This is a genomic window from Enterobacter cloacae complex sp. HYC074_NIDB, from assembly GCF_056673345.1.
Genome location: NZ_CP114214.1, coordinates 319,152 through 344,644 on the forward strand (window position 1 = coordinate 319,152; position 25,493 = coordinate 344,644).

Below are 25,493 nucleotides of genomic sequence, written 5' to 3' on the forward strand. Positions count from 1 at the left end.
GAGGCACGAGATGGCGTTATTAAATGTAAATAAATTATCCGTGCACTTTGGCGACGAAGGCACACCGTTTCGCGCCGTGGACCGTATCAGCTACAGCGTTAATCAGGGCGAAGTGGTCGGGATTGTAGGAGAGTCGGGCTCCGGTAAGTCAGTGAGTTCGCTGGCGATTATGGGGCTGATTGACTACCCCGGCCGCGTGATGGCGGAAAATCTGGAGTTCAACGGTCAGGATCTGAAGCGTATTTCCGAAAAACAGCGCCGCCAGCTGGTGGGCGCGGAAGTGGCGATGATCTTCCAGGACCCCATGACCAGCCTGAACCCATGCTACACCGTGGGTTTCCAGATTATGGAAGCGATTAAGGTGCATCAGGGTGGGAATAAGAAAACCCGTCGCCAGCGTGCTATCGATCTGCTGAACCAGGTGGGGATACCTGACCCAGCATCGCGTCTGGACGTTTACCCGCACCAGCTTTCAGGCGGGATGAGCCAGCGCGTGATGATCGCCATGGCGATTGCCTGTCGGCCAAAGCTGCTGATTGCGGATGAACCGACGACGGCGCTTGACGTGACCATCCAGGCACAGATCATCGAGCTGCTGCTGGAGCTGCAGCAGAAAGAGAACATGGCGCTGGTGCTGATTACGCACGATCTGGCGCTGGTGGCGGAAGCGGCGCACAAAATCATCGTGATGTACGCGGGTCAGGTGGTGGAGACCGGAAGTTCGCACGATATCTTCCGCGCGCCGCGTCATCCGTATACGCAGGCGTTGCTGCGTGCGCTGCCGGAGTTTGCCCAGGACAAAGCGCGTCTGGCGTCACTGCCGGGTGTGGTTCCGGGTAAATATGACCGTCCGCAGGGCTGCCTGCTGAATCCGCGCTGCCCGTATGCGACGGATAAATGCCGCGCCGAGGAGCCAGAGCTGAATCTGCTGGCCGATGGTCGGCAGTCAAAATGCCACTACCCACTCGATGATGCCGGGAGGCCAACACTATGAGTACGCACGAGGCCACCACGCAACAGCCGCTGTTGCAGGCTATCGACCTGAAAAAACATTACCCGGTGAAGAAGGGGATCTTTGCCCCTGAGCGCCTGGTAAAAGCGCTGGACGGCGTCTCCTTCAGCCTTGAACGCGGTAAAACGCTGGCGGTCGTCGGGGAGTCGGGCTGTGGGAAATCCACGCTGGGCCGTCTGCTGACGATGATTGAAACGCCAACCGGCGGCGAGCTTTACTATCAGGGCCAGGATCTGCTCAAGCACGATCCGCAGGCGCAGAAGCTGCGTCGCCAGAAAATCCAGATTGTGTTCCAGAACCCGTACGGTTCTTTAAACCCGCGTAAAAAAGTGGGGCAGATTCTGGAAGAACCGCTACTGATTAACAGCAATCTGAGCAAAGAGCAGCGTCGTGAAAAAGCGCTGGCGATGATGGCGAAGGTGGGGCTTAAAACCGAGCATTACGATCGCTACCCGCATATGTTCTCTGGTGGTCAGCGTCAGCGTATTGCCATCGCTCGTGGGCTGATGCTTGACCCGGATGTGGTGATTGCCGATGAGCCGGTCTCAGCGCTTGACGTGTCCGTTCGCGCGCAGGTGCTTAACCTGATGATGGATTTACAGCAGGATCTGGGACTGTCGTACGTCTTCATCTCCCATGACCTGTCCGTGGTCGAGCACATTGCCGATGAGGTGATGGTGATGTATTTGGGACGCTGCGTGGAGAAGGGGACGAAAGATCAGATCTTTACTAACCCGCGTCATCCGTATACCCAGGCACTGCTGTCTGCGACGCCGCGGCTGAACCCGGATGACCGCCGGGAGCGCATTAAGCTGACCGGTGAGTTGCCAAGCCCGCTTAACCCGCCGCCGGGATGTGCGTTTAACGCCCGCTGCCGTCGCCGCTTCGGTCCGTGTACGCAGTTGCAGCCACAGCTAAAGGATTATGGTGGACAGCTGGTGGCCTGCTTCGCGGTCGATCAGGATGAAAACGGCGAAAAGCCGCATGCATAAATAAAAAAACCGGCGATAAGCCGGTTTTTTTACGTCTGAGGTCTACTTCCGTAAACGAATCTGGTCGACGGCGTGTTTCTCACTCTTGGTGAGGATCAGGCTTGCGCGTTCGCGCGTCGGCAGGATGTTCTCTTTGAGGTTGACGTAGTTGATCTCATTCCACAGCCCGGTCGCCACGCTGATAGCCTCTTCTTCAGAGAGCTGGGCGTAGTTGTGGAAGTAGGAATCCGGGTCGGTGAACGCCCCTTCGCGGAACTTCAGGAAGCGGTTGATATACCAGCGTTGCAGCAAATCTTCCGGCGCATCGACATAAATTGAGAAATCGACAAAGTCAGAGACAAACACATGATGCGGATCGTGAGGGTAATCCATCCCGCTTTGCAGGACGTTTAAGCCTTCCAGAATCAGGATGTCGGGCTGCACAACCGTTTTGTCGCCATCCGGGATGCGGTCGTAGATCAGATGCGAGTAAACCGGCGCGGTAACGTGAGGTACGCCCGATTTTAGATCTGAAACAAACTTTACCAGGCGGTGCATATCATAAGAGAGCGGGAAGCCCTTCTTTTTCATCAGGCCGCGTTCTTTCAACACCTCGTTGGGATGCAGGAAGCCGTCTGTGGTGATCAGCTCCACGCTGCGGTGTTCCGGCCAGCGGCTCAGCAGCGCCTGAAGCACACGCGCGGTGGTACTTTTACCCACTGCCACGCTGCCCGCAATACTGATGATATAAGGAATACGTTGACCGTTCGTGCCGAGGAACTGTTCCAGTACGGCCTGACGACGCAAATTGGAGCTGATATAGAAGTTAAGCAAGCGAGAGAGGGGGAGATAGATTTCTGCCACCTCTTCCAGGGAGAGATCTTCGTTTATCCCTTTTAGCCGTGCGATTTCACCTTCCGTCAGTGTCATAGGGACGGAGTCACGCAGGGCTGCCCACTGGCTACGGTTAAACTGAAGATAGGGCGTCATTAACGTTTGCTCTTTTTTGCTCATAAGCATGCTTCTGTGAACCATCACGAAACGGCGGGTGCGGGCTCATCACATAGTTAATTTTGGACAATGGGCAGGAGGTTAACACCAGATGAGAGGAATAATAAGAAAAAATATGGGAAAGCGATGCTTAACCGGGCAGGTATCACGTGGGGCTATAGCGTGCCGAAATCAGGCGTTCATGTTGAATTTTTAACCGTGAGCGGATGAATTTACAGCGGTTAGCCCTGGTTTCGAATAAAATGTGAGCGAAAGAACGTTTTATGCAATTTTTTAGTTGCATGACTGCGCAGGTCTCCATAGAATGCGCGCTACTTGATGCCGACTTAGCTCAGTAGGTAGAGCAACTGACTTGTAATCAGTAGGTCACCAGTTCGATTCCGGTAGTCGGCACCATCAAGTCCGGTGGGGTTCCCGAGCGGCCAAAGGGAGCAGACTGTAAATCTGCCGTCACAGACTTCGAAGGTTCGAATCCTTCCCCCACCACCACTTTCTGGCAGCGTCAACGCCGCCGGAGCTGGTTGGAAAAATTGACCAGCTCGAACAGAAAAGAGAGAAATCTCTTTTTTTGTTACAGAAAGAACTGGGTAGCCGAGTTTCAGGATGCGGGCATCGTATAATGGCTATTACCTCAGCCTTCCAAGCTGATGATGCGGGTTCGATTCCCGCTGCCCGCTCCAATACGTGCTGATATGGCTCAGTTGGTAGAGCGCACCCTTGGTAAGGGTGAGGTCCCCAGTTCGACTCTGGGTATCAGCACCACTTCACTTCTCCCTCCCTTTCTCTCTGTTTCAATGTAAATGTATTCAACAGTTCAGGCATTTTCGCCTGGTTGATGTGGTGATATCACCGATTTATCCGTGTCTTAGAGGGACAATCGATGTCTAAAGAAAAGTTTGAACGTACAAAACCGCACGTTAACGTCGGTACTATCGGCCACGTTGACCATGGTAAAACAACGCTGACCGCTGCAATCACTACCGTACTGGCTAAAACCTACGGCGGTGCTGCTCGTGCTTTCGACCAGATCGATAACGCACCAGAAGAAAAAGCTCGTGGTATCACCATCAACACTTCTCACGTTGAGTATGACACCCCGACTCGCCACTACGCACACGTAGACTGCCCAGGCCACGCCGACTATGTTAAAAACATGATCACCGGTGCTGCGCAGATGGACGGCGCGATCCTGGTTGTTGCTGCGACTGATGGCCCTATGCCTCAGACTCGTGAGCACATCCTGCTGGGTCGTCAGGTAGGCGTTCCTTACATCATCGTGTTCCTGAACAAGTGCGACATGGTTGATGACGAAGAGCTGCTGGAACTGGTAGAGATGGAAGTTCGTGAACTGCTGTCTCAGTACGATTTCCCAGGCGACGACACTCCAATCGTTCGTGGTTCCGCGCTGAAAGCGCTGGAAGGCGATGCAGAGTGGGAAGCGAAAATCATCGAACTGGCTGGCTTCCTGGATTCTTACATCCCAGAACCAGAGCGTGCGATTGACAAGCCATTCCTGCTGCCAATCGAAGACGTATTCTCCATCTCCGGTCGTGGTACCGTTGTTACCGGTCGTGTAGAGCGCGGTATCATCAAAGTTGGTGAAGAAGTTGAAATCGTTGGTATCAAAGAGACTGCGAAGTCTACCTGTACTGGCGTTGAAATGTTCCGCAAACTGCTGGACGAAGGCCGTGCTGGTGAGAACGTTGGTGTTCTGCTGCGTGGTATCAAACGTGAAGAAATCGAACGTGGTCAGGTTCTGGCGAAGCCAGGCTCAATCAAGCCACACACCAAGTTCGAATCTGAAGTGTACATTCTGTCCAAAGACGAAGGCGGCCGTCATACTCCGTTCTTCAAAGGCTACCGTCCACAGTTCTACTTCCGTACAACTGACGTGACCGGTACCATCGAACTGCCAGAAGGCGTAGAGATGGTAATGCCAGGCGACAACATCAAGATGGTTGTGACTCTGATCCACCCAATCGCGATGGACGACGGTCTGCGTTTCGCAATCCGTGAAGGCGGCCGTACCGTTGGCGCGGGCGTTGTTGCTAAAGTTCTCGGCTAATCGCTGATAACATTTGACGCAATGCGCAATAAAAGGGCATCATTTGATGCCCTTTTTGCACGCTTTCACATCAGAACCTGGCTCATCAGTGATTAATTTTGTCATAATCATTGCTGAGACAGGCTCTGCGGAGAGCGTATAATACGAAAAGCGAATAGCATTTCGATTGGTTTGCCTCGCACTCGCGGGGTGAAAATGTTTGTAGAATACTTCTGACAGGTTGGTTTATGAGTGCGAATACCGAAGCTCAAGGGAGCGGGCGCGGCCTGGAAGCGATGAAATGGGTAGTTGTAGCCGTGCTGCTGATTGTGGCGATTGTCGGCAACTATCTTTATCGTGACATGATGCTGCCGCTACGCGCGCTTGCAGTGGTAATTCTGATTGCTGCGGCGGGTGGTGTCGCGCTGTTGACGACGAAAGGCAAAGCGACCGTTGCGTTTGCCCGCGAAGCGCGTACCGAAGTCCGCAAGGTCATTTGGCCGACTCGCCAGGAAACATTGCACACCACGCTGATTGTAGCGGCGGTAACCGCTGTAATGTCACTGATCCTGTGGGGACTGGATGGTATTCTGGTTCGCCTGGTATCCTTTATCACTGGCCTGAGGTTCTGAGATGTCTGAAGCCCCTAAAAAGCGCTGGTACGTCGTTCAGGCGTTTTCCGGTTTTGAAGGCCGCGTAGCTACGTCGCTGCGTGAGCATATCAAATTACACAATATGGAAGAGTTATTTGGCGAAGTTATGGTTCCGACCGAAGAAGTGGTTGAGATCCGTGGCGGCCAACGTCGCAAAAGCGAACGTAAATTCTTCCCGGGTTACGTGCTGGTTCAGATGGTGATGAACGACGCGAGCTGGCACCTGGTGCGCAGCGTACCACGCGTGATGGGCTTTATCGGCGGCACATCTGACCGTCCGGCGCCAATCAGCGACAAAGAAGTTGATGCGATTATGAACCGCCTCCAGCAGGTGGGTGACAAACCGCGTCCGAAAACGCTGTTTGAACCGGGTGAGATGGTTCGTGTTAACGACGGTCCGTTTGCTGACTTTAATGGCGTCGTCGAAGAAGTGGACTACGAGAAGTCCCGCCTGAAAGTTTCCGTTTCTATCTTTGGTCGTGCGACCCCGGTAGAGCTGGACTTTGCTCAGGTAGAAAAAGCCTAAGCAGCGATCAAAAAAGCGACGATTTAATCGTTGCACAGGGCGCGAGATTGGAATACAATTTCGCGCCTTTTGTTTTTATGGGTTCCGACCCGTAAAACGAATTTTATTCACGGGGAGCCTCTCCGAGGCGTTATTACCCAATCAGAGGATTTTAGAATGGCTAAGAAAGTACAAGCCTACGTCAAGCTGCAGGTTGCAGCAGGTATGGCGAACCCAAGTCCACCAGTTGGTCCAGCTCTGGGTCAGCAGGGTGTGAACATCATGGAATTCTGTAAAGCGTTCAACGCCAAAACTGAATCCATGGAGAAAGGTCTGCCAATCCCAGTTGTAATCACTGTTTACGCTGACCGTTCTTTCACTTTCGTTACCAAAACCCCTCCAGCAGCAGTTCTGCTGAAGAAAGCAGCGGGCATCAAGTCTGGTTCCGGTAAGCCGAACAAAGACAAAGTGGGTAAAATTTCCCGCGCTCAGTTGCAGGAAATCGCGCAGACCAAAGCTGCCGACATGACTGGTTCCGACATTGAAGCGATGACTCGCTCCATCGAAGGTACTGCACGTTCCATGGGCCTGGTAGTGGAGGACTAAGAAATGGCTAAACTGACCAAGCGCATGTCCGTGATCCGTGACAAAGTTGATGCGACCAAACAGTACGACATCAACGAAGCTATCGCTCTGCTGAAAGAACTGGCTACCGCTAAGTTCGTTGAAAGCGTTGACGTTGCCGTTAACCTGGGCATCGACGCTCGTAAATCCGATCAGAACGTTCGTGGCGCAACTGTACTGCCACACGGTACTGGCCGTTCCGTACGCGTAGCTGTATTTGCTCAGGGTGCAAACGCTGAAGCTGCTAAAGCTGCCGGCGCTGAACTGGTAGGTATGGAAGATCTGGCTGATCAGATCAAGAAAGGCGAAATGAACTTTGACGTTGTTATTGCTTCTCCAGATGCAATGCGCGTTGTTGGCCAGCTGGGCCAGGTTCTGGGTCCACGCGGCCTGATGCCAAACCCGAAAGTGGGTACTGTAACCCCTAACGTTGCTGAAGCGGTTAAGAACGCTAAAGCAGGTCAGGTTCGTTATCGTAACGACAAAAACGGCATCATCCACACCACCATCGGTAAAGTGGACTTTGACGCTGACAAACTGAAAGAAAACCTGGAAGCTCTGCTGGTTGCGCTGAAAAAAGCAAAACCAACTCAGGCGAAAGGCGTGTACATCAAGAAAGTTAGCATCTCCACCACCATGGGTGCAGGTGTTGCAGTTGACCAGGCTGGCCTGAGCGCTGCTGCAAACTAATGCCTTTACGTGGGCGGTGATTTTGTCTACAATCTTACCCCCACGTTTGCTAACAAAAGTTAGCGGCAAAAAGAATTGTTCGTTGGAGCCTGGCCTATCCAGGCCTCCGTCGAAGACCGCAGGTGTTTCGCAAGAAACTTAATCCCCTGCGTAGACGGTGACAGAACGCTAAGATTATTTTAAATACTCTGGCTTGTTTCTGCTCACCGTATTAAGACGCTCTTCCCGTTGGGTCGAGTGAAGTGAGTTCCGGAACATGAGTTCCGGCAAACATCCAGGAGCAAAGCTAATGGCTTTAAATCTTCAAGACAAACAAGCGATTGTTGCTGAAGTCAGCGAAGTAGCCAAAGGCGCGCTGTCTGCAGTAGTTGCGGATTCCCGTGGCGTTACTGTAGACAAAATGACTGAACTGCGTAAAGCAGGTCGTGAAGCTGGCGTATACATGCGTGTTGTTCGTAACACCCTGCTGCGTCGCGTAGTTGAAGGTACTCAGTTCGAGTGCCTGAAAGACACGTTTGTTGGTCCGACCCTGATTGCATACTCTATGGAACACCCGGGCGCTGCTGCTCGTCTGTTCAAAGAGTTCGCGAAAGCGAATGCAAAATTTGAGGTCAAAGCTGCAGCCTTTGAAGGTGAGTTGATCCCGGCATCGCAAATCGATCGCCTGGCAACCCTGCCGACCTACGAAGAAGCAATTGCACGCCTGATGGCAACCATGAAAGAAGCTGCGGCTGGCAAACTGGTTCGCACTCTGGCTGCTGTACGCGATGCGAAAGAAGCTGCTTAATCGCAGTTATCTTTATAAAGCATTTGCTTACGTATAAACTTATTCTGATTTTCAGGAACAATTTAAATGTCTATCACTAAAGATCAAATCATTGAAGCAGTAGCAGCTATGTCCGTAATGGACGTTGTAGAGCTGGTTTCTGCAATGGAAGAAAAATTCGGTGTTTCTGCTGCTGCTGCTGTAGCTGTAGCTGCGGGCCCGGCTGAAGCTGCTGAAGAAAAAACTGAATTCGACGTAATTCTGAAAGCTGCTGGCGCGAACAAAGTTGCTGTAATCAAAGCAGTACGTGGCGCAACTGGCCTGGGTCTGAAAGAAGCTAAAGACCTGGTAGAATCTGCTCCAGCTGCGCTGAAAGAAGGCGTGAGCAAAGACGACGCAGAAGCACTGAAAAAATCTCTGGAAGAAGCTGGCGCTGAAGTTGAAGTTAAATAAGCCAACTTTTCTGGTTGCAGCCTAAGCAATTAGGCTGATGGCTGGTGACTTTTTAGTCACCAGCCTTTTTGCGCTGTAAGGCATCAGCAGCATTTCACACTGTTTGACTGCTGGTTGTCCTGACAATGCTTGTTTCTATCGACGACTTAATATACTGCGACAGGGTGCTCGCTCTGTGTAAATCGCAATGAAATGGTTTAAGCGTGATAGCAACAGGTATTGCGGAAAGTATTCAATTTTCCGGTCCACAAAATGGTGTTGCACAAACTGTCCCTTCGTCGGACAGATGGGTCGACTTGTCAGCGAGCTGAGGAACCCTATGGTTTACTCCTATACCGAGAAAAAACGTATTCGTAAGGATTTTGGTAAACGTCCACAAGTTCTGGACATTCCATATCTCCTTTCTATCCAGCTTGACTCGTTCCAGAAGTTTATCGAGCAAGATCCTGAAGGGCAGTACGGCCTGGAAGCAGCCTTCCGTTCCGTGTTCCCGATTCAGAGCTACAGCGGTAATTCCGAGCTGCAGTACGTCAGCTACCGCCTTGGCGAACCGGTGTTTGACGTTCAGGAATGTCAGATCCGTGGCGTGACCTATTCCGCACCGCTGCGCGTAAAACTGCGTCTGGTGATCTACGAGCGCGAAGCGCCGGAAGGCACCGTAAAAGATATTAAAGAACAAGAAGTCTACATGGGTGAAATTCCACTCATGACGGACAACGGTACTTTCGTTATCAACGGTACTGAGCGTGTTATCGTTTCCCAGCTGCACCGTAGCCCGGGCGTCTTCTTCGACAGCGATAAAGGTAAAACGCACTCTTCCGGTAAAGTACTGTATAACGCACGCATCATTCCTTACCGTGGTTCATGGCTGGACTTCGAATTCGATCCAAAAGACAACCTGTTTGTCCGTATCGACCGTCGTCGTAAGCTGCCTGCAACCATCATTCTGCGTGCACTGAACTATACCACTGAGCAGATCCTGGACCTGTTCTTTGAGAAAGTGATCTTTGAAATCCGCGACAACAAGTTGCAGATGGAGTTGGTGCCGGAACGTCTGCGTGGTGAGACCGCGTCGTTCGACATCGAAGCCGACGGCAAAGTGTATGTGGAAAAAGGTCGCCGTATCACCGCGCGCCACATCCGCCAGCTGGAAAAAGATGATATCAAACACATCGAAGTTCCGGTTGAATACATTGCAGGAAAAGTAGCCGCGAAAGATTACGTTGATGAATCAACTGGCGAGCTGATCTGTCCGGCGAACATGGAGCTGAGCCTGGATCTGCTGGCTAAGCTGAGCCAGGCTGGCCACAAACGTATCGAAACGCTGTTCACCAACGATCTGGACCACGGTCCGTACATCTCTGAGACTGTACGCGTCGACCCAACCAACGATCGTCTGAGCGCGCTGGTCGAAATCTACCGCATGATGCGTCCTGGTGAGCCACCAACTCGCGAAGCGGCTGAAAGCCTGTTCGAGAACCTGTTCTTCTCCGAAGACCGCTACGATCTGTCCGCGGTTGGTCGTATGAAGTTCAACCGTTCTCTGCTGCGCGACGAAATCGAAGGTTCCGGTATCCTGAGCAAAGACGACATCATTGAAGTGATGAAGAAGCTCATCGATATCCGTAACGGTAAAGGCGAAGTGGACGATATCGACCACCTCGGCAACCGTCGTATCCGTTCCGTAGGCGAAATGGCGGAAAACCAGTTCCGCGTTGGCCTGGTACGTGTAGAGCGTGCGGTGAAAGAGCGTCTGTCTCTGGGCGATCTGGATACCCTGATGCCTCAGGATATGATCAACGCCAAGCCGATTTCTGCGGCAGTGAAAGAGTTCTTCGGTTCCAGCCAGCTGTCTCAGTTCATGGACCAGAACAACCCGCTGTCTGAGATCACGCACAAACGTCGTATCTCCGCACTCGGCCCAGGCGGTCTGACCCGTGAACGCGCAGGCTTTGAAGTTCGAGACGTACACCCGACTCACTACGGTCGCGTATGTCCAATCGAAACGCCTGAAGGTCCAAACATCGGTCTGATCAACTCCCTGTCCGTGTACGCACAGACGAACGAATACGGTTTCCTCGAGACCCCGTATCGTAAAGTGACCGACGGTGTTGTTACTGACGAAATTCATTACCTGTCTGCTATCGAAGAAGGCAACTACGTTATCGCTCAGGCGAACTCCAACCTGGATGACGAAGGCCACTTTGTAGAAGATCTGGTTACCTGCCGTAGCAAAGGCGAATCCAGCTTGTTCAGCCGCGACCAGGTTGACTACATGGACGTATCCACTCAGCAGGTGGTATCCGTCGGTGCGTCCCTGATCCCGTTCCTGGAACACGATGACGCCAACCGTGCATTGATGGGTGCGAACATGCAACGTCAGGCCGTTCCAACTCTGCGTGCTGACAAGCCGCTGGTTGGTACCGGTATGGAACGTGCTGTTGCCGTTGACTCCGGTGTTACAGCAGTTGCTAAGCGTGGCGGTACCGTTCAGTACGTTGACGCATCCCGTATCGTTATCAAAGTTAACGAAGACGAGATGTATCCGGGCGAAGCGGGTATCGACATCTACAACCTGACCAAATACACCCGCTCTAACCAGAACACCTGTATCAACCAGATGCCATGTGTGTCTCTGGGTGAGCCAGTTGAGCGCGGCGACGTGCTGGCAGATGGTCCGTCCACCGACCTCGGTGAACTGGCGCTCGGTCAGAACATGCGCGTAGCGTTCATGCCGTGGAACGGTTACAACTTCGAAGACTCCATCCTCGTCTCAGAGCGTGTGGTTCAGGAAGATCGTTTCACCACCATCCACATTCAGGAACTGGCATGTGTGTCCCGTGACACCAAGCTGGGGCCAGAAGAGATCACTGCCGACATCCCTAACGTGGGTGAAGCTGCGCTCTCCAAACTGGATGAATCCGGTATTGTTTACATCGGTGCGGAAGTCACCGGCGGTGATATTCTGGTAGGTAAGGTGACGCCGAAAGGTGAAACCCAGCTGACGCCAGAAGAGAAACTGCTGCGTGCTATCTTCGGTGAGAAAGCGTCTGACGTTAAAGACTCTTCTCTGCGCGTACCAAACGGTGTTTCCGGTACGGTTATCGACGTTCAGGTCTTCACTCGTGATGGCGTTGAGAAAGATAAGCGTGCGCTGGAAATCGAAGAGATGCAGCTCAAACAGGCTAAGAAAGACCTGTCTGAAGAACTGCAAATCCTCGAAGCAGGTCTGTTCAGCCGTATCTATGCGGTGCTGGTTGCCGGTGGCGTTGAAGCTGAGAAGCTCGACAAACTGCCACGCGATCGCTGGCTGGAACTGGGCCTGACCGACGAAGAGAAACAGAATCAGCTGGAACAACTGGCTGAGCAGTATGACGAACTGAAACACGAGTTCGAGAAAAAACTCGAAGCGAAACGCCGTAAAATCACTCAGGGCGACGATCTGGCACCAGGCGTGCTGAAGATTGTTAAGGTGTATCTGGCTGTTAAACGTCAGATCCAGCCTGGTGATAAGATGGCAGGTCGTCACGGTAACAAGGGTGTTATCTCTAAGATCAACCCGATCGAAGATATGCCGCACGATGCTAACGGTACGCCGGTAGATATCGTACTGAACCCACTGGGCGTACCGTCTCGTATGAACATCGGTCAGATTCTGGAAACCCACCTGGGTATGGCTGCGAAAGGTATCGGCGATAAGATCAACGCCATGCTGAAACAGCAGCAGGAAGTCGCGAAACTGCGCGAGTTCATCCAGCGTGCCTATGATCTGGGTACCGACGTTCGTCAGAAAGTCGACCTGAACACCTTCAGCGATGAAGAAGTGCTGCGTCTGGCAGAGAACCTGCGCAAAGGTATGCCAATTGCAACGCCGGTATTCGACGGTGCAAAAGAAGCTGAAATCAAAGAGCTGCTGCAACTGGGTGGTCTGCCAACGTCTGGTCAGATTACGCTGTTTGACGGCCGTACCGGTGAACAGTTCGAGCGTCCGGTAACCGTAGGTTACATGTACATGCTGAAACTGAACCACCTGGTCGACGACAAGATGCACGCTCGTTCTACCGGTTCTTACAGCCTGGTTACTCAGCAGCCGCTGGGTGGTAAGGCTCAGTTCGGTGGTCAGCGCTTCGGGGAGATGGAAGTGTGGGCGCTGGAAGCATACGGCGCAGCATACACCTTGCAGGAAATGCTCACCGTTAAGTCTGATGACGTGAACGGTCGTACTAAGATGTATAAAAACATCGTAGACGGCAACCATCAGATGGAGCCGGGCATGCCAGAATCCTTCAACGTACTGTTGAAAGAGATTCGTTCGCTGGGTATCAACATCGAACTGGAAGACGAGTAATTCTCGCTCAAACAGGTCACTGCTGTCGGGTTAACGCCCGACAGCAGAGTGTGCTAACTCCGACGGGAGCAAATCCGTGAAAGACTTATTAAAGTTTCTGAAAGCGCAAACTAAAACCGAAGAGTTTGATGCGATCAAAATTGCTCTGGCTTCGCCAGACATGATCCGTTCATGGTCTTTCGGTGAAGTTAAAAAGCCGGAAACCATTAACTACCGTACGTTCAAACCTGAGCGTGACGGCCTTTTCTGTGCGCGTATTTTCGGGCCAGTAAAAGATTACGAGTGCCTGTGCGGTAAGTACAAGCGCCTGAAACACCGTGGTGTGATCTGTGAGAAGTGTGGCGTTGAAGTGACCCAGACCAAAGTACGCCGTGAGCGTATGGGCCACATCGAGCTGGCGTCTCCAACCGCTCACATCTGGTTCCTGAAATCTCTGCCGTCCCGTATCGGCCTGCTGCTGGATATGCCGCTGCGCGATATCGAACGTGTTCTGTACTTCGAATCTTATGTGGTTATCGAAGGCGGGATGACCAATCTGGAACGTAACCAGATCCTGACCGAAGAACAGTATCTGGACGCGCTGGAAGAGTTCGGTGACGAATTCGACGCGAAGATGGGTGCGGAAGCTATCCAGGCCCTGCTGAAGAGCATGGATCTGGAGCAAGAGTGTGAAACTCTGCGCGAAGAGCTGAACGAAACCAACTCCGAGACCAAGCGTAAAAAGCTGACCAAGCGTATCAAACTGCTGGAAGCGTTCGTTCAGTCTGGTAACAAACCAGAGTGGATGATTCTGACCGTTCTGCCGGTTCTGCCACCAGATCTGCGTCCGCTGGTTCCGCTGGATGGTGGTCGTTTCGCAACGTCAGATCTGAACGATCTTTATCGTCGCGTGATCAACCGTAACAACCGTCTGAAACGTCTGCTGGATCTGGCTGCGCCGGACATCATCGTACGCAACGAAAAACGTATGCTGCAGGAAGCGGTCGATGCCCTGTTGGATAACGGTCGTCGCGGTCGTGCGATCACCGGTTCTAACAAACGTCCTCTGAAATCTTTGGCCGACATGATCAAAGGTAAACAGGGTCGTTTCCGTCAGAACCTGCTCGGTAAGCGTGTTGACTACTCCGGTCGTTCTGTAATCACCGTAGGTCCATACCTGCGTCTGCATCAGTGCGGTCTGCCGAAGAAAATGGCACTGGAGCTGTTCAAACCGTTCATCTACGGCAAGCTGGAACTGCGTGGCCTGGCCACCACCATCAAAGCCGCGAAGAAAATGGTTGAGCGTGAAGAAGCTGTCGTTTGGGATATCCTGGACGAAGTTATCCGCGAACACCCGGTACTGCTGAACCGTGCACCAACTCTGCACCGTCTGGGTATCCAGGCATTTGAGCCGGTACTGATCGAAGGTAAAGCTATCCAGCTGCACCCGCTGGTTTGTGCGGCCTATAACGCCGACTTCGATGGTGACCAGATGGCTGTTCACGTACCGCTGACGCTGGAAGCCCAGCTCGAAGCGCGTGCGCTGATGATGTCTACCAACAACATCCTGTCTCCAGCGAACGGTGAACCTATCATCGTTCCTTCTCAGGACGTTGTACTGGGTCTGTACTACATGACCCGTGACTGTGTTAACGCCAAAGGCGAAGGCATGGTGCTGACTGGCCCTAAAGAAGCTGAGCGTATTTATCGCGCTGGCCTGGCCTCTCTGCATGCGCGCGTTAAAGTGCGTATCACCGAATACGAAAAAGATGAAAACGGCGAATTCGTTGCGCACACCAGCCTGAAAGACACGACCGTTGGCCGTGCCATTCTGTGGATGATCGTACCGAAAGGTCTGCCTTTCTCCATCGTCAACCAGGCGCTGGGCAAGAAAGCGATCTCCAAAATGCTGAACACCTGTTACCGCATTCTGGGTCTGAAGCCGACCGTTATCTTCGCTGACCAGACAATGTACACCGGCTTTGCTTATGCAGCGCGTTCAGGTGCATCTGTTGGTATCGATGACATGGTCATCCCAGAGAAGAAACACGAGATCATCTCTGAAGCGGAAGCTGAAGTTGCTGAGATCCAGGAGCAGTTCCAGTCTGGTCTGGTAACCGCAGGCGAACGCTATAACAAAGTTATCGATATCTGGGCAGCGGCGAACGATCGTGTATCCAAAGCGATGATGGACAACCTGCAAACCGAAACCGTGATTAACCGTGACGGCGTAGAAGAGCAGCAGGTCTCCTTCAACAGCATCTACATGATGGCCGACTCCGGTGCGCGTGGTTCTGCGGCACAGATTCGTCAGCTGGCAGGTATGCGTGGTCTGATGGCGAAGCCAGATGGCTCCATCATCGAAACGCCAATCACCGCGAACTTCCGTGAAGGTCTGAACGTACTCCAGTACTTCATCTCCACGCACGGTGCGCGTAAAGGTCTGGCGGATACCGCACTGAAAACGGCGAACTCCGGTTATCTGACGCGTCGTCTGGTTGACGTTGCGCAGGATCTGGTCGTCACCGAAGACGATTGTGGCACCCTCGAAGGTATCACCATGACCCCGGTTATCGAGGGTGGTGATGTTAAAGAGCCGCTGCGCGATCGCGTACTGGGTCGTGTGACTGCGGAAGACATTCTGAAGCCGGGCACCGCAGACATTCTGGTTCCACGCAACACCCTGCTGCACGAACAGTGGTGTGACCTGCTGGAAGCGAACTCTGTTGACTCCGTGAAAGTGCGTTCCGTTGTATCCTGTGACACCGACTTTGGTGTGTGTGCGCACTGCTACGGTCGTGACCTGGCGCGTGGCCACATCATCAACAAAGGTGAGGCTATCGGCGTTATCGCGGCACAGTCCATCGGTGAGCCGGGTACACAGCTGACGATGCGTACGTTCCACATCGGTGGTGCGGCATCTCGTGCGGCTGCTGAATCCAGCATCCAGGTGAAAAACAAAGGTAGCATCAAGCTCAGCAACGCGAAGTCGGTTGTGAACTCCAGCGGTAAACTGGTTATCACTTCCCGTAACACCGAGCTGAAGCTGATCGACGAATTCGGTCGTACCAAAGAGAGCTATAAAGTGCCTTACGGTGCGGTTATGGCGAAAGGTGATGGCGAGCAGGTTGCCGGCGGTGAAACCGTTGCAAACTGGGATCCACACACCATGCCGGTAATCACCGAAGTAAGTGGTTTCATCCGCTTTACTGACATGATCGACGGCCAGACCATTACTCGTCAGACCGACGAGCTGACCGGTCTGTCTTCTCTGGTGGTTCTGGATTCTGCTGAACGTACTACCGGTGGTAAAGATCTGCGTCCTGCACTGAAAATCGTTGATGCGCAGGGTAACGACGTTCTGATTCCTGGTACCGATATGCCTGCGCAGTACTTCCTGCCAGGTAAAGCGATTGTACAGCTGGAAGATGGCGTACAGATCAGCTCTGGTGATACCCTGGCGCGTATTCCTCAGGAATCCGGCGGTACCAAGGACATCACCGGTGGTCTGCCACGCGTTGCGGACCTGTTCGAAGCACGTCGTCCGAAAGAGCCTGCAATCCTGGCTGAAATCAGCGGTATCATCTCCTTCGGTAAAGAGACCAAAGGTAAGCGCCGTCTGGTTATCACGCCTGTAGATGGCAGCGAGCCGTACGAAGAGATGATTCCTAAGTGGCGTCAGCTCAACGTGTTCGAAGGTGAACGCGTAGAACGTGGTGACGTGGTTTCCGACGGTCCAGAAGCGCCGCACGACATCCTGCGTCTGCGTGGTGTGCATGCTGTTACCCGTTACATTGTTAACGAAGTACAGGACGTATACCGTCTGCAAGGCGTTAAGATTAACGATAAACACATTGAAGTTATCGTTCGTCAGATGCTGCGTAAAGCGACCATCGAAAACGCAGGCAGCTCCGACTTCCTGGAAGGCGAGCAGGTTGAATACTCACGCGTTAAGATCGCTAACCGCGATCTGGAAGCGAACGGCAAAATTGGCGCGACCTTCTCGCGCGATCTGCTGGGTATCACCAAAGCGTCTCTGGCAACCGAGTCCTTCATCTCTGCTGCATCGTTCCAGGAAACCACGCGTGTCCTGACCGAAGCGGCTGTTGCAGGTAAACGTGATGAACTGCGCGGTCTGAAAGAGAACGTTATCGTGGGTCGTCTGATCCCGGCCGGTACCGGTTATGCGTACCACCAGGATCGTATGCGTCGTCGCGCAGCGGGCGAACTGCCAGCTGCACCGCAGGTGACTGCCGAAGATGCATCCGCGAGCCTGGCAGAACTGCTGAACGCAGGTCTGGGCGGTTCCGACAACGAGTAATCGTTGATGCCGTAAATAAAAAACCCGCCTCGGCGGGTTTTTTTATATCTGCATTTTCAGTTTACCAGCGGGATGCGTCGATAAAGCTCAATCATGTCGCCCGCCAGATCCTGAATAACCATCGCGTTCATCAGGTGGTCCTGAGAGTGAACGGTGATCAGGTTAACCGGCAGTTTTCCTGTCCCTTCGTCAAGACCGATAAGCTGCGTCTGGATCGTATGCGCATGTTTCACATATTCACGCGACTCTTCCATCGCTTTCTCGGCTTCGTCAAAGTCGCCTTTTCGCGCCATCTGCAACGCCGTCAGAGCCGCGCTGCGCGCCGCGCCTGCGTTGACCAGCAGTTCCATGATCGTGGTTTCTAAGTCTTCCATTATGACTCCAGAAGTTTGAGCGCTTTTTCCAGTACGGCATCACCTTTCATCATGCCGTAATCCATCATGTCGATGACCGCGACCTTTTTTCCGAGCGGATCGGCCTGCGCCTGGAGTTTTGCCTGTTCGTATTTGACCTGTGGCCCCAGTAATACGATATCAGCCGTCGCGATGTTATCTTTGAACTCCGCGACCGCAACGGCTTTAATGGTTACTTCGACTCCTTTTTTCTGCGCGGCATCTTTCATACGTTGAACCAGCATGCTGGTTGACATTCCCGCTGCACAGCATAAAACGATGTTCTTCATAGTCAGCCTCGATCTACATGTGTTTATTGATAATTATCCCGTGCAGACTGCTTCAACAACCGCTTTACCACGATTGTGTGTCAGGCATCACAAAGAAATCGGCATTTTTCTGAAACCGGTTACAATTTTACCGCGGAGAGCATTCTGCCCGTCAGATCGGGCAGAATTTGAGGAAGGGTATTATCGGCTGGCCGTGCTTACGATGCGGTTTTTACCCTGTTGTTTAGCGGTATACAGCGCTTCATCTACGCTACCGATAAATTGTTCCAGCGGTTCGAAGTGCCACTCTCCCGTCCCGGCGCTGAAGGTCACTCGCAGGTTCTCTTCCCGCCAGGTCCGCTTTTCAACGGCGGTGCGCCAGGCTTCCAGTAGCGCGTGCGCGGAGTTCATCAGCTCGCCCGGGAAGATCACGCCGAACTCTTCTCCACCGTAGCGGTAAACGGAAACGTGGTGCGGCTGCATGATCTGAATACCTTCGCGTGCCACGTTGCGCAGCACAATATCCCCGCTCAGGTGGCCCCAGGTGTCGTTAATGGACTTGAAGTTATCGATGTCGATCAGCGCCAGAACGAAGGGTTGATGGGCGGTCAGCAGCTCATCCACATCATTGTCGAACGCACGGCGGTTTTTGCAGCCTGTCAGCGCATCATGGGTGGCCTGACGGACATAGGCCAGCTCGCGTTCTTTATTGGTCCGAATGGTATGGCTGAGCATCGCTTCAAGGCGTGGCGCCTGGTTGACGTCGCCGGTTTTGATGGCATTGATAATGTTCATCAGCACAGAACGCGAGGCATGACGAAGGTAAAGCCCGAACAGAATGATGGTGATTGCCGCCAGCGCAAATCCCCAGCCGACGACGGTGGTTTCATGCCGGGTGATGACGGTAAGCGTGGCATCGGAGACCCGATAAATCACAAACCAGTCCGGATTGGTGAAAGAGTAGTAGTAATACCAGGTTTTACTTTTGGGGTCGAAAAGATGGCCCTCGCCGCTGGTCATTTGGTCCATCAGCGCTTCGCTTACGTACTGCTTAAAGAGCGCCCCCGTGTCCGGATGCAGCACAACAGCGCCGTCACGCTCCACAACAAAAAACTCACCCTGAACCGGCGCCACCATCTGGCGCAGGGTATACCCCATGGACGTTAAATCAAGATGGAAAGCGAGCGTGCCCTTCAGGCGGCCTTCCGGTGAAATGACCGGCTTATAGAGAGTGACCGTAGGATGTTGGGTAAAATAGTCCAGATAGGGGCGGGTGTAGTGAGGAAAGTTGCTGGCTTCCGCTTGTCCGATAAACCATGGACGGGTCCGGGCGTCGAACGACTTACCCTTCTCCGTTGGCAGCACTTCCGGCGCGCGCAGATGGCGCCCTACTGTGTCCGCCAGAGAGATAGACGACACCGTCGGCATCAGGTTCTGCAAATGCATCAACATCTGCAAACCGTGTGTCGGGTCGATATTAATTGTCTGATTTACTCTGTCGTTACGGGCGAAGTACATCGCAGCACGACCAAGAATATAGTCATTTTCTCGCAGGATGGATTCGGTATAGTTTACCGCCAGATTATGGGTGAAGTTACCATTAATCTTATGATAATCCTCAAGAAAATCCTTCCTCTGTGAAAGGATAACCAGGATGGCGATCAGCGCAAAACTGAGCAGGATCCCCGCGAAGCTGACCATAATTGGCCGCGTAAAAGAGAGCTTTTTACTGTGGAGTGCCATGAGTTGTACATCAATCCAGATGGTAGACGCGTTGCGTCTGTCGATACCCTCAGCATAGTCGCTGTCCGGTTGCTGGTAGTAAATTATACAGAAGGCGATTACCGACGAGATGATTTATCTTAAGCGTAGATAAGAAACGACGTATTTATTGTATCGATTAAAATTTTGTTTAAGAGGCGGAGGGCAGGGCGAAACGAGGAAGAAGCATTTTCACCCTGGTCAGCGTCCGTTGCTGACGTGGTAAAGCATAAGAAAACCAGGCAGATCGCCTCAATCGCCCGGTTTTGATCTTACGAGCCGCCTCGTAACCTTTTCGCGTTTTTGCAGTCGGTTTCAGCGCTAATGCGAGGCTCTTCCCAGCCAGCTATCCCAGTCTTTCCACACGGGCTGTAGCCCCTGGGCAGTCAGGGCTTCCGCCACCGCTTCGGGCCGTCGTCCGTCGTGCGGTGCAAACTGTTCCAGTTCCGGGTGATCGTCCGCGTAACCGCCCGGCTGCGTTTTGGAAAAGGCGCTAACGTTATTGATCGCCAGCGGGATCGCGCGGTCGCGAAACGCGGGTGATTCACGCGTGGAGAGCGACAATTCCACTTCCGGCGCGAACAGGCGAAATGCACACAGGGTTTGCACCAGCTGGCGCTCATCCATCAGCGAAGCGGGTTCAACGCCTCCCGTACACGGACGCAGCCGCGGGAAAGAGATGGAATAGCGGCTTTGCCAGTAGCGCTGCTGTAGCCACAGCAGATGCTCCGCCACCATATAGCAGTCCACCCGCCAGCTGTCGGACAGACCGATAAGCGCGCCCAGCCCAATTTTATCGATACCGGCGCGCCCCAGCCTGTCCGGCGTTTCCAGCCGGAAGATGAAATCCTGCTTCTTCCCTTTCAGGTGATGCCGGGCATAGGTCGCCTCGTGGTAGGTTTCCTGATAGACCATGACGCCGTCCAGCCCGAGCGTTTTCAGCTCCGCATATTCCTCCTGCGACAAAGGCTGCACTTCCATTTGCAACGAGGCAAATTCGCGGCGGATGGCCGGAAGATGCTGGCGAAAATAGTCCATCCCCACTTTGCCCTGATGTTCACCCGTCACCAGCAGGAGATGTTCAAAACCCATCTCACGAATAGCCGCACACTCGCGGGCGATCTCATGCTCATCCAGCGTTTTACGCTTAATACGGTTGCTCATGGAGAAACCACAGTAGGTGCAGTCGTTGGCGCACAGGTTAGAAAGATAGAGCGGCACGTAAAAGCTCACCGTGTTGCCAAAACGCTGGCGGGTGAGGCGTTGCGCGCGCTGCGCCATCGGTTCAAGGTACGCGCCGGCTGCCGGAGAAAGCAGCGCCATCAAATCCTCGCGGGTCAAATGTTTGGCTGTTAATGCCCGCTCTACGTCCGCAGAGGTTTTACTGTTGATGCGTAAGGCAATATCGTCCCAGTTCAGCTGACGCCAGCGATCGGTAAAGGTAGCCATCAGAGCGCCTCCAGAAAATCGGTCAGCGGGCTGGTGGCCTGCGCCTGAACGCAGCGCGAGCCAGGGCCGGACTGGCGTGCCAGCAGACCGGACTCCACGGCAAGGCGGAACGCACGCGCCATCATCACCGGGTCGTCGGCCACCGCAATCGCGGTATTGACCAGCACCGCATCGGCCCCTATCTCCAGCGCCTGCGCGGCGTGACTGGGTACGCCGATGCCCGCATCCACCACCACGGGCACGGTCGCCTGCTCGATGATGATCTCCAGCATCGCGCGGGTCTCCAGTCCCTGGTTGGAGCCAATGGGTGCCCCTAACGGCATTACGGCCGCGCAGCCGACCTCTTCCAGACGCTTGCACAGCACGGGGTCGGCACCGCAGTAGGGCAGGACGGTAAATCCCTGCTGCACCAGCTTCTCTGCCGCTTTCAGGGTTTCGATCGGATCGGGCAACAGCCAGCGGGCGTCCGGATGAATTTCCAGCTTCAGCCAGCGGGTGCCGAGCGCTTCCCGCGCCAGTTGCGCAGCGAAAATTGCTTCCTCGGCCGTTTTCGCACCGGAGGTATTCGGTAAGAGCGTCACGCCTGCCTCCAGTAACGGCGCAAGTATGGCATCGTTGTGCTGACGCAAATCCACGCGCTTCATCGCCAGTGTCACCAGCTGGCTGCCGCTCTCACGAATGGCATCCACCATCAGCTGCGGGGAGGCGAATTTTCCGGTTCCGGTAAACAGATGTGAATCAAAGACTTTGTCGGCAATACGTAACATCTCAGCCCCCTGCGATAACCTGAAACAGCAGGATCTGGTCGCCTTCATTGACCTGCTGATGTTCCCACCGCTCGCGCGGCAGGATCTGTTGATTGAGCGCCAGCGCCGTTCCCGGCTTCAGCTGGCGCAGCGTGTCGAGCAGGGCGGCAACGGTAAGATCGTCGTCGCACGTCATCGGCTCATCGTTAAACAGAATGCGCATTGCGGCCTCCGCATACCGGGCAGTGGCTGGCGCGGTTTAACACCAGATGACGCCATCCGCTGGAGCCGGCGTCGAACAGCCGCAGCGTGTTGCGTTCTGTCTCTATGCCGCTGAGCAACTTGATGGCCTCCAGCGCCTGAAGAGTACCCATCACGCCCACCACCGGGCCCAGAATGCCTGCCGTGCGGCAGTTACGCTCCGGTTCAGCCTCGTCAGGCCACAGGCAGCGGTAGCAGCCCTGTGCCCACGGCGGCGTAAGCACCATTATCTGCCCGCCGAAACCGACCGCGCTGGCGGTGATCAGCGGCGTGTTCTGTGCAACACAGGCCGCGTTGATGGCCTGACGCGTCGCCATGTTGTCCGTGCAGTCCAGCACCGCGTCGGCAAGGGCAACTTCGCGTTGCAGCTCGTCTCCGCTAAGCCGCGTCTGGAGCGCAACCAGTTCGATATCGGGGTTAAGCTGGTTCAGCCGCTGGCGCGTAACCTGCGCCTTAGGCTGGTTAACATCTTCTGTCGTGAAGAGGATTTGCCGTTGCAGGTTGCTGAGGTGTACTTCATCGTCATCGGCCAGTACCAGCGTACCCACGCCCGCACCGGCCAGATACAGCGCGGCGGGGGCGCCTAATCCGCCCAGGCCGACAATCAGTACCCGGCTGGCGAGCAGCTTTTGCTGCCCGTCGATGGCGATATCCTCCAGCAGGATCTGGCGGCTGTAACGCATAAAATCACGATCTTTCATCACCTGCTCCTGCCAGTTGTAAAAGCTGCGCGGTGGCGGCCTGCCAGTCTGCCGCCTGGGTGATAGCGCTGACGACGGCGATACTGCCGACGCCGGTCTCCAGCACCGCGGGCGCACGTTCAAGACTGATCCCGCCGATGGCGACGGTGGGGTAATCGGCAAGGCGCTTAACGTGGGCCGCCAGCTGCGTCAAACCCTGTGGAGCGGACGGCATCTGTTTGGTTTGCGTTGGGAAAACGTGCCCGAGCGCGATGTAAGAGGGGCGGGCCGCCAGCGCCACGTCGATCTCCATATCATCATGGGTAGAAACGCCCAGCCGCAGACCGACGTCACGGATCGCGTTGAGATCGGTCGTTTCCAGATCTTCCTGTCCCAGATGCACGCCGTACGCCTGGTGTTTAACCGCCAGCCGCCAGTAGTCGTTGATAAACAGGCGGGCGTGGTAGCGACGTCCCAGCGCGATAGCGGCGATCACGTCGGCCTCCACCTCTTCATCGCGTTTATCCTTAATGCGTAGCTGGATCGTGCGAACGCCTGCCTCCAGCAGGCGAGCGATCCACGCCACGCTGTCCACCACCGGGTAAAGCCCTAAGCGGAAGGGGACAGGGGGGAAATCAGGCTGGTACATTATGCCTCCTCTTTTTTGAGGTAGATTTCGCCGCCTTTCGCGCGGAAGGTTTCCGACATGTCCGCCATGCCGACTTCAATGGTCTGCGCGGCGGCGTAATCGCGTACTTCCTGGCTGATTTTCATCGAGCAGAATTTTGGTCCGCACATGGAGCAGAAGTGCGCGACTTTGCCCGATTCCTGCGGCAGGGTTTCGTCGTGGTAGGCGCGGGCGGTGAACGGATCGAGGGCCAGGTTAAACTGGTCTTCCCAGCGGAATTCAAAGCGCGCTTTGGACATGGCGTTGTCGCGAATTTGCGCGCCCGGATGGCCTTTCGCCAGATCCGCCGCGTGGGCGGCAATCTTGTAGGTAATCAGTCCCTGCTTCACGTCCTCTTTGTTTGGCAGGCCGAGGTGCTCTTTCGGTGTCACGTAGCAGAGCATGGCGCAGCCGAACCAGCCGATCATCGCCGCCCCAATGCCTGACGTGAAGTGGTCATAGCCCGGCGCGATGTCAGTTGTCAGTGGCCCCAGCGTGTAGAACGGTGCTTCGTGGCAGTGCTCCAGCTCTTCGGTCATGTTGCGACGGATCATCTGCATCGGCACATGGCCCGGGCCTTCAATCATCACCTGCACGTCGTACTCCCAGGCGATTTTGGTCAGCTCGCCCAGCGTGTGCAGCTCGGCAAACTGCGCCTCGTCGTTAGCATCGCGGATGGAGCCAGGACGCAGGCCGTCGCCCAGCGACAGGGAGACGTCGTACGCGGCGCAAATTTCGCAGATTTCGCGGAAGTGTTCGTAGAGGAAGTTTTCCTGATGATGGGAAAGGCACCATTTCGCCATAATCGAACCGCCGCGTGAGACGATACCGGTCAGACGTTTCGCCGTCATCGGCACGTAGCGCAGCAGCACGCCCGCGTGGATGGTGAAGTAGTCCACGCCCTGTTCCGCCTGCTCCAGCAGCGTGTCGCGGAACGCTTCCCAGGTGAGGTTTTCGGCGATGCCGTTGACCTTCTCCAGCGCCTGATAAATCGGGACGGTGCCAATCGGCACCGGGCTGTTACGCAGGATCCATTCGCGGGTTTCGTGGATGTAGCGGCCAGTGGAAAGGTCCATCACCGTGTCCGCGCCCCAGCGCGTGGACCAGACCAGCTTTTCCACCTCCTCTTCGATGGACGAGGTGACGGCAGAGTTGCCGATGTTGGCGTTGACCTTCACCAGGAAGTTGCGGCCGATAATCATCGGCTCGGATTCCGGGTGGTTGATGTTGGCGGGGATAATGGCGCGCCCGGCGGCCACTTCATCACGCACAAATTCCGGCGTGATGTTCTCCGGCAGGCGAGCGCCAAACCCTTCACCCGGATGCTGGTGGCGCAGCACTTCGCTGCGGATGCGCTCGCGGCCCATGTTTTCGCGGATGGCGATGAACTCCATCTCCGGCGTGACGATACCCTGGCGCGCGTAGTGCAGCTGGGTTACGCATTTGCCCGCTTTAGCGCGTTTCGGCGTCAGCAGGCCGGTAAAGCGCAGCGCGTCCAGACCGTCGTCGGCCAGGCGTTCTTTGGTGTACGCAGAACTGCGTACGCTCAGTTCTTCGCAGTCGTTACGCGCCTCTATCCACGGCTGGCGCAGCTTTGCCAGACCCTGCTGGACGTTGATAGCCACATCAGGATCGCCGTACGGGCCCGAGGTGTCATACACCGGCACGGCTTCGTTGTCTTCAAACTGCGGGTTGTCTTTGCTGCCGCCGATAAGCGTCGGGCTGAGCTGGATTTCGCGCATCGGGACGCGGATATCAGCCTGTGAGCCGGAAATGTAGATGCGTTTCGAGTTCGGGAAAGCGGTGCCTTCCAGGGTGTCGATGAAGCGTTGTGCGTGTTCGCGCTGTTCGCGGCGGGTCAGTTTTGCAGTAGACATAGCTCATTCCAAAA

Annotated in this window: 21 protein-coding genes and 4 tRNA genes; 15 read left to right on the forward strand and 10 right to left on the reverse strand. The window is 54.5% G+C overall.

Annotation, left to right across the window (positions count from 1 at the left end; translation table 11 throughout):
* The first annotated feature begins 10 nt into the window (after positions 1 to 10).
* On the forward strand, positions 11 to 994 hold the full coding sequence (gene dppD / locus O1724_RS01585) for a dipeptide ABC transporter ATP-binding protein (protein WP_022650197.1): 984 nt from the start codon (positions 11 to 13) through the stop codon (positions 992 to 994).
* Positions 991 to 2,004, forward strand: a complete 1,014-nt coding sequence (dppF, locus tag O1724_RS01590; RefSeq protein ID WP_023315202.1) for a dipeptide ABC transporter ATP-binding subunit DppF — start codon at positions 991 to 993, stop codon at positions 2,002 to 2,004. Before dppD ends, dppF begins: the two co-directional genes overlap by 4 nt.
* A gap of 42 nt (positions 2,005 to 2,046) precedes the next feature.
* On the opposite strand, the gene coaA is transcribed toward dppF, so the two are convergent.
* The gene (coaA, locus tag O1724_RS01595; protein WP_015569977.1) at positions 2,047 to 2,997 is read right to left on the reverse strand and encodes a type I pantothenate kinase; all 951 of its coding nucleotides are present in this window, start codon (positions 2,995 to 2,997) and stop codon (positions 2,047 to 2,049) included.
* A 317-nt stretch (positions 2,998 to 3,314) separates the two neighbouring features.
* Between coaA and O1724_RS01600 the strand changes: the two genes are divergently transcribed.
* The 13 genes from O1724_RS01600 to rpoC all read left to right on the forward strand — a co-directional run bounded on the left by O1724_RS01600 (position 3,315) and on the right by rpoC (position 17,377).
* Positions 3,315 to 3,390, forward strand: a tRNA-Thr gene (locus O1724_RS01600).
* A gap of 8 nt (positions 3,391 to 3,398) precedes the next feature.
* Positions 3,399 to 3,483, forward strand: a tRNA-Tyr gene (locus O1724_RS01605).
* Between the two features lie 116 nt (positions 3,484 to 3,599).
* Positions 3,600 to 3,674, forward strand: a tRNA-Gly gene (locus O1724_RS01610).
* A gap of 6 nt (positions 3,675 to 3,680) precedes the next feature.
* Positions 3,681 to 3,756 (forward strand) — tRNA-Thr (locus tag O1724_RS01615).
* A 118-nt stretch (positions 3,757 to 3,874) separates the two neighbouring features.
* Positions 3,875 to 5,059 (forward strand): elongation factor Tu, encoded by a 1,185-nt coding sequence (gene tuf, locus O1724_RS01620; protein ID WP_023323999.1) that lies wholly within the window; start codon positions 3,875 to 3,877, stop codon positions 5,057 to 5,059.
* A gap of 227 nt (positions 5,060 to 5,286) precedes the next feature.
* Complete coding sequence (gene secE, locus O1724_RS01625; protein ID WP_003862342.1) at positions 5,287 to 5,670, forward strand: preprotein translocase subunit SecE; 384 nt, start codon at positions 5,287 to 5,289, stop codon at positions 5,668 to 5,670.
* 1 nt (position 5,671) lies between these two features.
* Positions 5,672 to 6,217, forward strand: a complete 546-nt coding sequence (gene nusG / locus O1724_RS01630; RefSeq protein ID WP_003862341.1) for a transcription termination/antitermination protein NusG — start codon at positions 5,672 to 5,674, stop codon at positions 6,215 to 6,217.
* 156 nt (positions 6,218 to 6,373) lie between these two features.
* Positions 6,374 to 6,802 carry a 50S ribosomal protein L11 gene (gene rplK / locus O1724_RS01635; RefSeq protein WP_003862340.1) on the forward strand — a complete coding sequence of 143 codons (429 nt, stop codon included), beginning with the start codon at positions 6,374 to 6,376 and terminating at the stop codon, positions 6,800 to 6,802.
* 3 nt (positions 6,803 to 6,805) lie between these two features.
* The gene (gene rplA / locus O1724_RS01640; RefSeq protein WP_006810530.1) at positions 6,806 to 7,510 is read left to right on the forward strand and encodes a 50S ribosomal protein L1; all 705 of its coding nucleotides are present in this window, start codon (positions 6,806 to 6,808) and stop codon (positions 7,508 to 7,510) included.
* Between the two features lie 289 nt (positions 7,511 to 7,799).
* The gene (rplJ, locus tag O1724_RS01645; protein ID WP_003862338.1) at positions 7,800 to 8,297 is read left to right on the forward strand and encodes a 50S ribosomal protein L10; all 498 of its coding nucleotides are present in this window, start codon (positions 7,800 to 7,802) and stop codon (positions 8,295 to 8,297) included.
* 66 nt (positions 8,298 to 8,363) lie between these two features.
* A complete protein-coding gene (gene rplL / locus O1724_RS01650; protein ID WP_002445276.1) occupies positions 8,364 to 8,729 on the forward strand; it encodes a 50S ribosomal protein L7/L12 in 366 nt (121 codons plus the stop codon).
* A gap of 319 nt (positions 8,730 to 9,048) precedes the next feature.
* Positions 9,049 to 13,077, forward strand: a complete 4,029-nt coding sequence (gene rpoB, locus O1724_RS01655) for a DNA-directed RNA polymerase subunit beta (protein ID WP_008503453.1) — start codon at positions 9,049 to 9,051, stop codon at positions 13,075 to 13,077.
* Positions 13,078 to 13,153: 76 nt separating this feature from the next.
* On the forward strand, positions 13,154 to 17,377 hold the full coding sequence (gene rpoC, locus O1724_RS01660) for a DNA-directed RNA polymerase subunit beta' (protein ID WP_022650200.1): 4,224 nt from the start codon (positions 13,154 to 13,156) through the stop codon (positions 17,375 to 17,377).
* Between the two features lie 56 nt (positions 17,378 to 17,433).
* Here the strand turns inward: rpoC and O1724_RS01665 are convergent, their stop codons facing one another.
* The 9 genes from O1724_RS01665 to thiC form a co-directional block, all read right to left on the reverse strand.
* Positions 17,434 to 17,751: a PTS lactose/cellobiose transporter subunit IIA gene (locus O1724_RS01665; protein WP_003862327.1), complete on the reverse strand. Its 318-nt coding sequence runs from the start codon at positions 17,749 to 17,751 to the stop codon at positions 17,434 to 17,436.
* Positions 17,751 to 18,059 carry a PTS sugar transporter subunit IIB gene (locus tag O1724_RS01670; protein WP_126297431.1) on the reverse strand — a complete coding sequence of 103 codons (309 nt, stop codon included), beginning with the start codon at positions 18,057 to 18,059 and terminating at the stop codon, positions 17,751 to 17,753. Before O1724_RS01670 ends, O1724_RS01665 begins: the two co-directional genes overlap by 1 nt.
* Before the next feature lie 180 nt (positions 18,060 to 18,239).
* Positions 18,240 to 19,781 carry a sensor domain-containing diguanylate cyclase gene (locus O1724_RS01675; protein ID WP_126297432.1) on the reverse strand — a complete coding sequence of 514 codons (1,542 nt, stop codon included), beginning with the start codon at positions 19,779 to 19,781 and terminating at the stop codon, positions 18,240 to 18,242.
* A 339-nt stretch (positions 19,782 to 20,120) separates the two neighbouring features.
* A complete protein-coding gene (gene thiH / locus O1724_RS01680) occupies positions 20,121 to 21,248 on the reverse strand; it encodes a 2-iminoacetate synthase ThiH (RefSeq protein WP_022650202.1) in 1,128 nt (375 codons plus the stop codon).
* The gene (gene thiG, locus O1724_RS01685) at positions 21,248 to 22,015 is read right to left on the reverse strand and encodes a thiazole synthase (protein WP_003862326.1); all 768 of its coding nucleotides are present in this window, start codon (positions 22,013 to 22,015) and stop codon (positions 21,248 to 21,250) included. Before thiG ends, thiH begins: the two co-directional genes overlap by 1 nt.
* Position 22,016: 1 nt before the next feature.
* On the reverse strand, positions 22,017 to 22,217 hold the full coding sequence (gene thiS / locus O1724_RS01690; RefSeq protein ID WP_003862324.1) for a sulfur carrier protein ThiS: 201 nt from the start codon (positions 22,215 to 22,217) through the stop codon (positions 22,017 to 22,019).
* Positions 22,201 to 22,956 carry a thiazole biosynthesis adenylyltransferase ThiF gene (gene thiF, locus O1724_RS01695; RefSeq protein WP_126297433.1) on the reverse strand — a complete coding sequence of 252 codons (756 nt, stop codon included), beginning with the start codon at positions 22,954 to 22,956 and terminating at the stop codon, positions 22,201 to 22,203. The genes thiS and thiF overlap by 17 nt, the downstream gene beginning before the upstream one ends.
* On the reverse strand, positions 22,943 to 23,584 hold the full coding sequence (gene thiE / locus O1724_RS01700; protein ID WP_063944996.1) for a thiamine phosphate synthase: 642 nt from the start codon (positions 23,582 to 23,584) through the stop codon (positions 22,943 to 22,945). The genes thiF and thiE overlap by 14 nt, the downstream gene beginning before the upstream one ends.
* The gene (gene thiC / locus O1724_RS01705) at positions 23,584 to 25,479 is read right to left on the reverse strand and encodes a phosphomethylpyrimidine synthase ThiC (RefSeq protein ID WP_023315206.1); all 1,896 of its coding nucleotides are present in this window, start codon (positions 25,477 to 25,479) and stop codon (positions 23,584 to 23,586) included. The genes thiE and thiC overlap by 1 nt, the downstream gene beginning before the upstream one ends.
* Between the last annotated feature and the right edge of the window lie 14 nt (positions 25,480 to 25,493).

What these genes read in the sequence shown, in the direction of transcription:
- dppD (WP_022650197.1), top strand. Translation starts at nt 11, where the DNA reads ATGGCGTTATTAAATGTAAATAAATTATCCGTGCACTTTGGCGACGAA.
- dppF (WP_023315202.1), top strand. Translation starts at nt 991, where the DNA reads ATGAGTACGCACGAGGCCACCACGCAACAGCCGCTGTTGCAGGCTATC.
- coaA (WP_015569977.1), bottom strand. Translation starts at nt 2,997, where the DNA reads ATGAGCAAAAAAGAGCAAACGTTAATGACGCCCTATCTTCAGTTTAAC.
- tuf (WP_023323999.1), top strand. Translation starts at nt 3,875, where the DNA reads ATGTCTAAAGAAAAGTTTGAACGTACAAAACCGCACGTTAACGTCGGT.
- secE (WP_003862342.1), top strand. Translation starts at nt 5,287, where the DNA reads ATGAGTGCGAATACCGAAGCTCAAGGGAGCGGGCGCGGCCTGGAAGCG.
- nusG (WP_003862341.1), top strand. Translation starts at nt 5,672, where the DNA reads ATGTCTGAAGCCCCTAAAAAGCGCTGGTACGTCGTTCAGGCGTTTTCC.
- rplK (WP_003862340.1), top strand. Translation starts at nt 6,374, where the DNA reads ATGGCTAAGAAAGTACAAGCCTACGTCAAGCTGCAGGTTGCAGCAGGT.
- rplA (WP_006810530.1), top strand. Translation starts at nt 6,806, where the DNA reads ATGGCTAAACTGACCAAGCGCATGTCCGTGATCCGTGACAAAGTTGAT.
- rplJ (WP_003862338.1), top strand. Translation starts at nt 7,800, where the DNA reads ATGGCTTTAAATCTTCAAGACAAACAAGCGATTGTTGCTGAAGTCAGC.
- rplL (WP_002445276.1), top strand. Translation starts at nt 8,364, where the DNA reads ATGTCTATCACTAAAGATCAAATCATTGAAGCAGTAGCAGCTATGTCC.
- rpoB (WP_008503453.1), top strand. Translation starts at nt 9,049, where the DNA reads ATGGTTTACTCCTATACCGAGAAAAAACGTATTCGTAAGGATTTTGGT.
- O1724_RS01665 (WP_003862327.1), bottom strand. Translation starts at nt 17,751, where the DNA reads ATGGAAGACTTAGAAACCACGATCATGGAACTGCTGGTCAACGCAGGC.
- O1724_RS01670 (WP_126297431.1), bottom strand. Translation starts at nt 18,059, where the DNA reads ATGAAGAACATCGTTTTATGCTGTGCAGCGGGAATGTCAACCAGCATG.
- O1724_RS01675 (WP_126297432.1), bottom strand. Translation starts at nt 19,781, where the DNA reads ATGGCACTCCACAGTAAAAAGCTCTCTTTTACGCGGCCAATTATGGTC.
- thiH (WP_022650202.1), bottom strand. Translation starts at nt 21,248, where the DNA reads ATGGCTACCTTTACCGATCGCTGGCGTCAGCTGAACTGGGACGATATT.
- thiG (WP_003862326.1), bottom strand. Translation starts at nt 22,015, where the DNA reads ATGTTACGTATTGCCGACAAAGTCTTTGATTCACATCTGTTTACCGGA.
- thiS (WP_003862324.1), bottom strand. Translation starts at nt 22,217, where the DNA reads ATGCGCATTCTGTTTAACGATGAGCCGATGACGTGCGACGACGATCTT.
- thiF (WP_126297433.1), bottom strand. Translation starts at nt 22,956, where the DNA reads ATGAAAGATCGTGATTTTATGCGTTACAGCCGCCAGATCCTGCTGGAG.
- thiE (WP_063944996.1), bottom strand. Translation starts at nt 23,584, where the DNA reads ATGTACCAGCCTGATTTCCCCCCTGTCCCCTTCCGCTTAGGGCTTTAC.
- thiC (WP_023315206.1), bottom strand. Translation starts at nt 25,479, where the DNA reads ATGTCTACTGCAAAACTGACCCGCCGCGAACAGCGCGAACACGCACAA.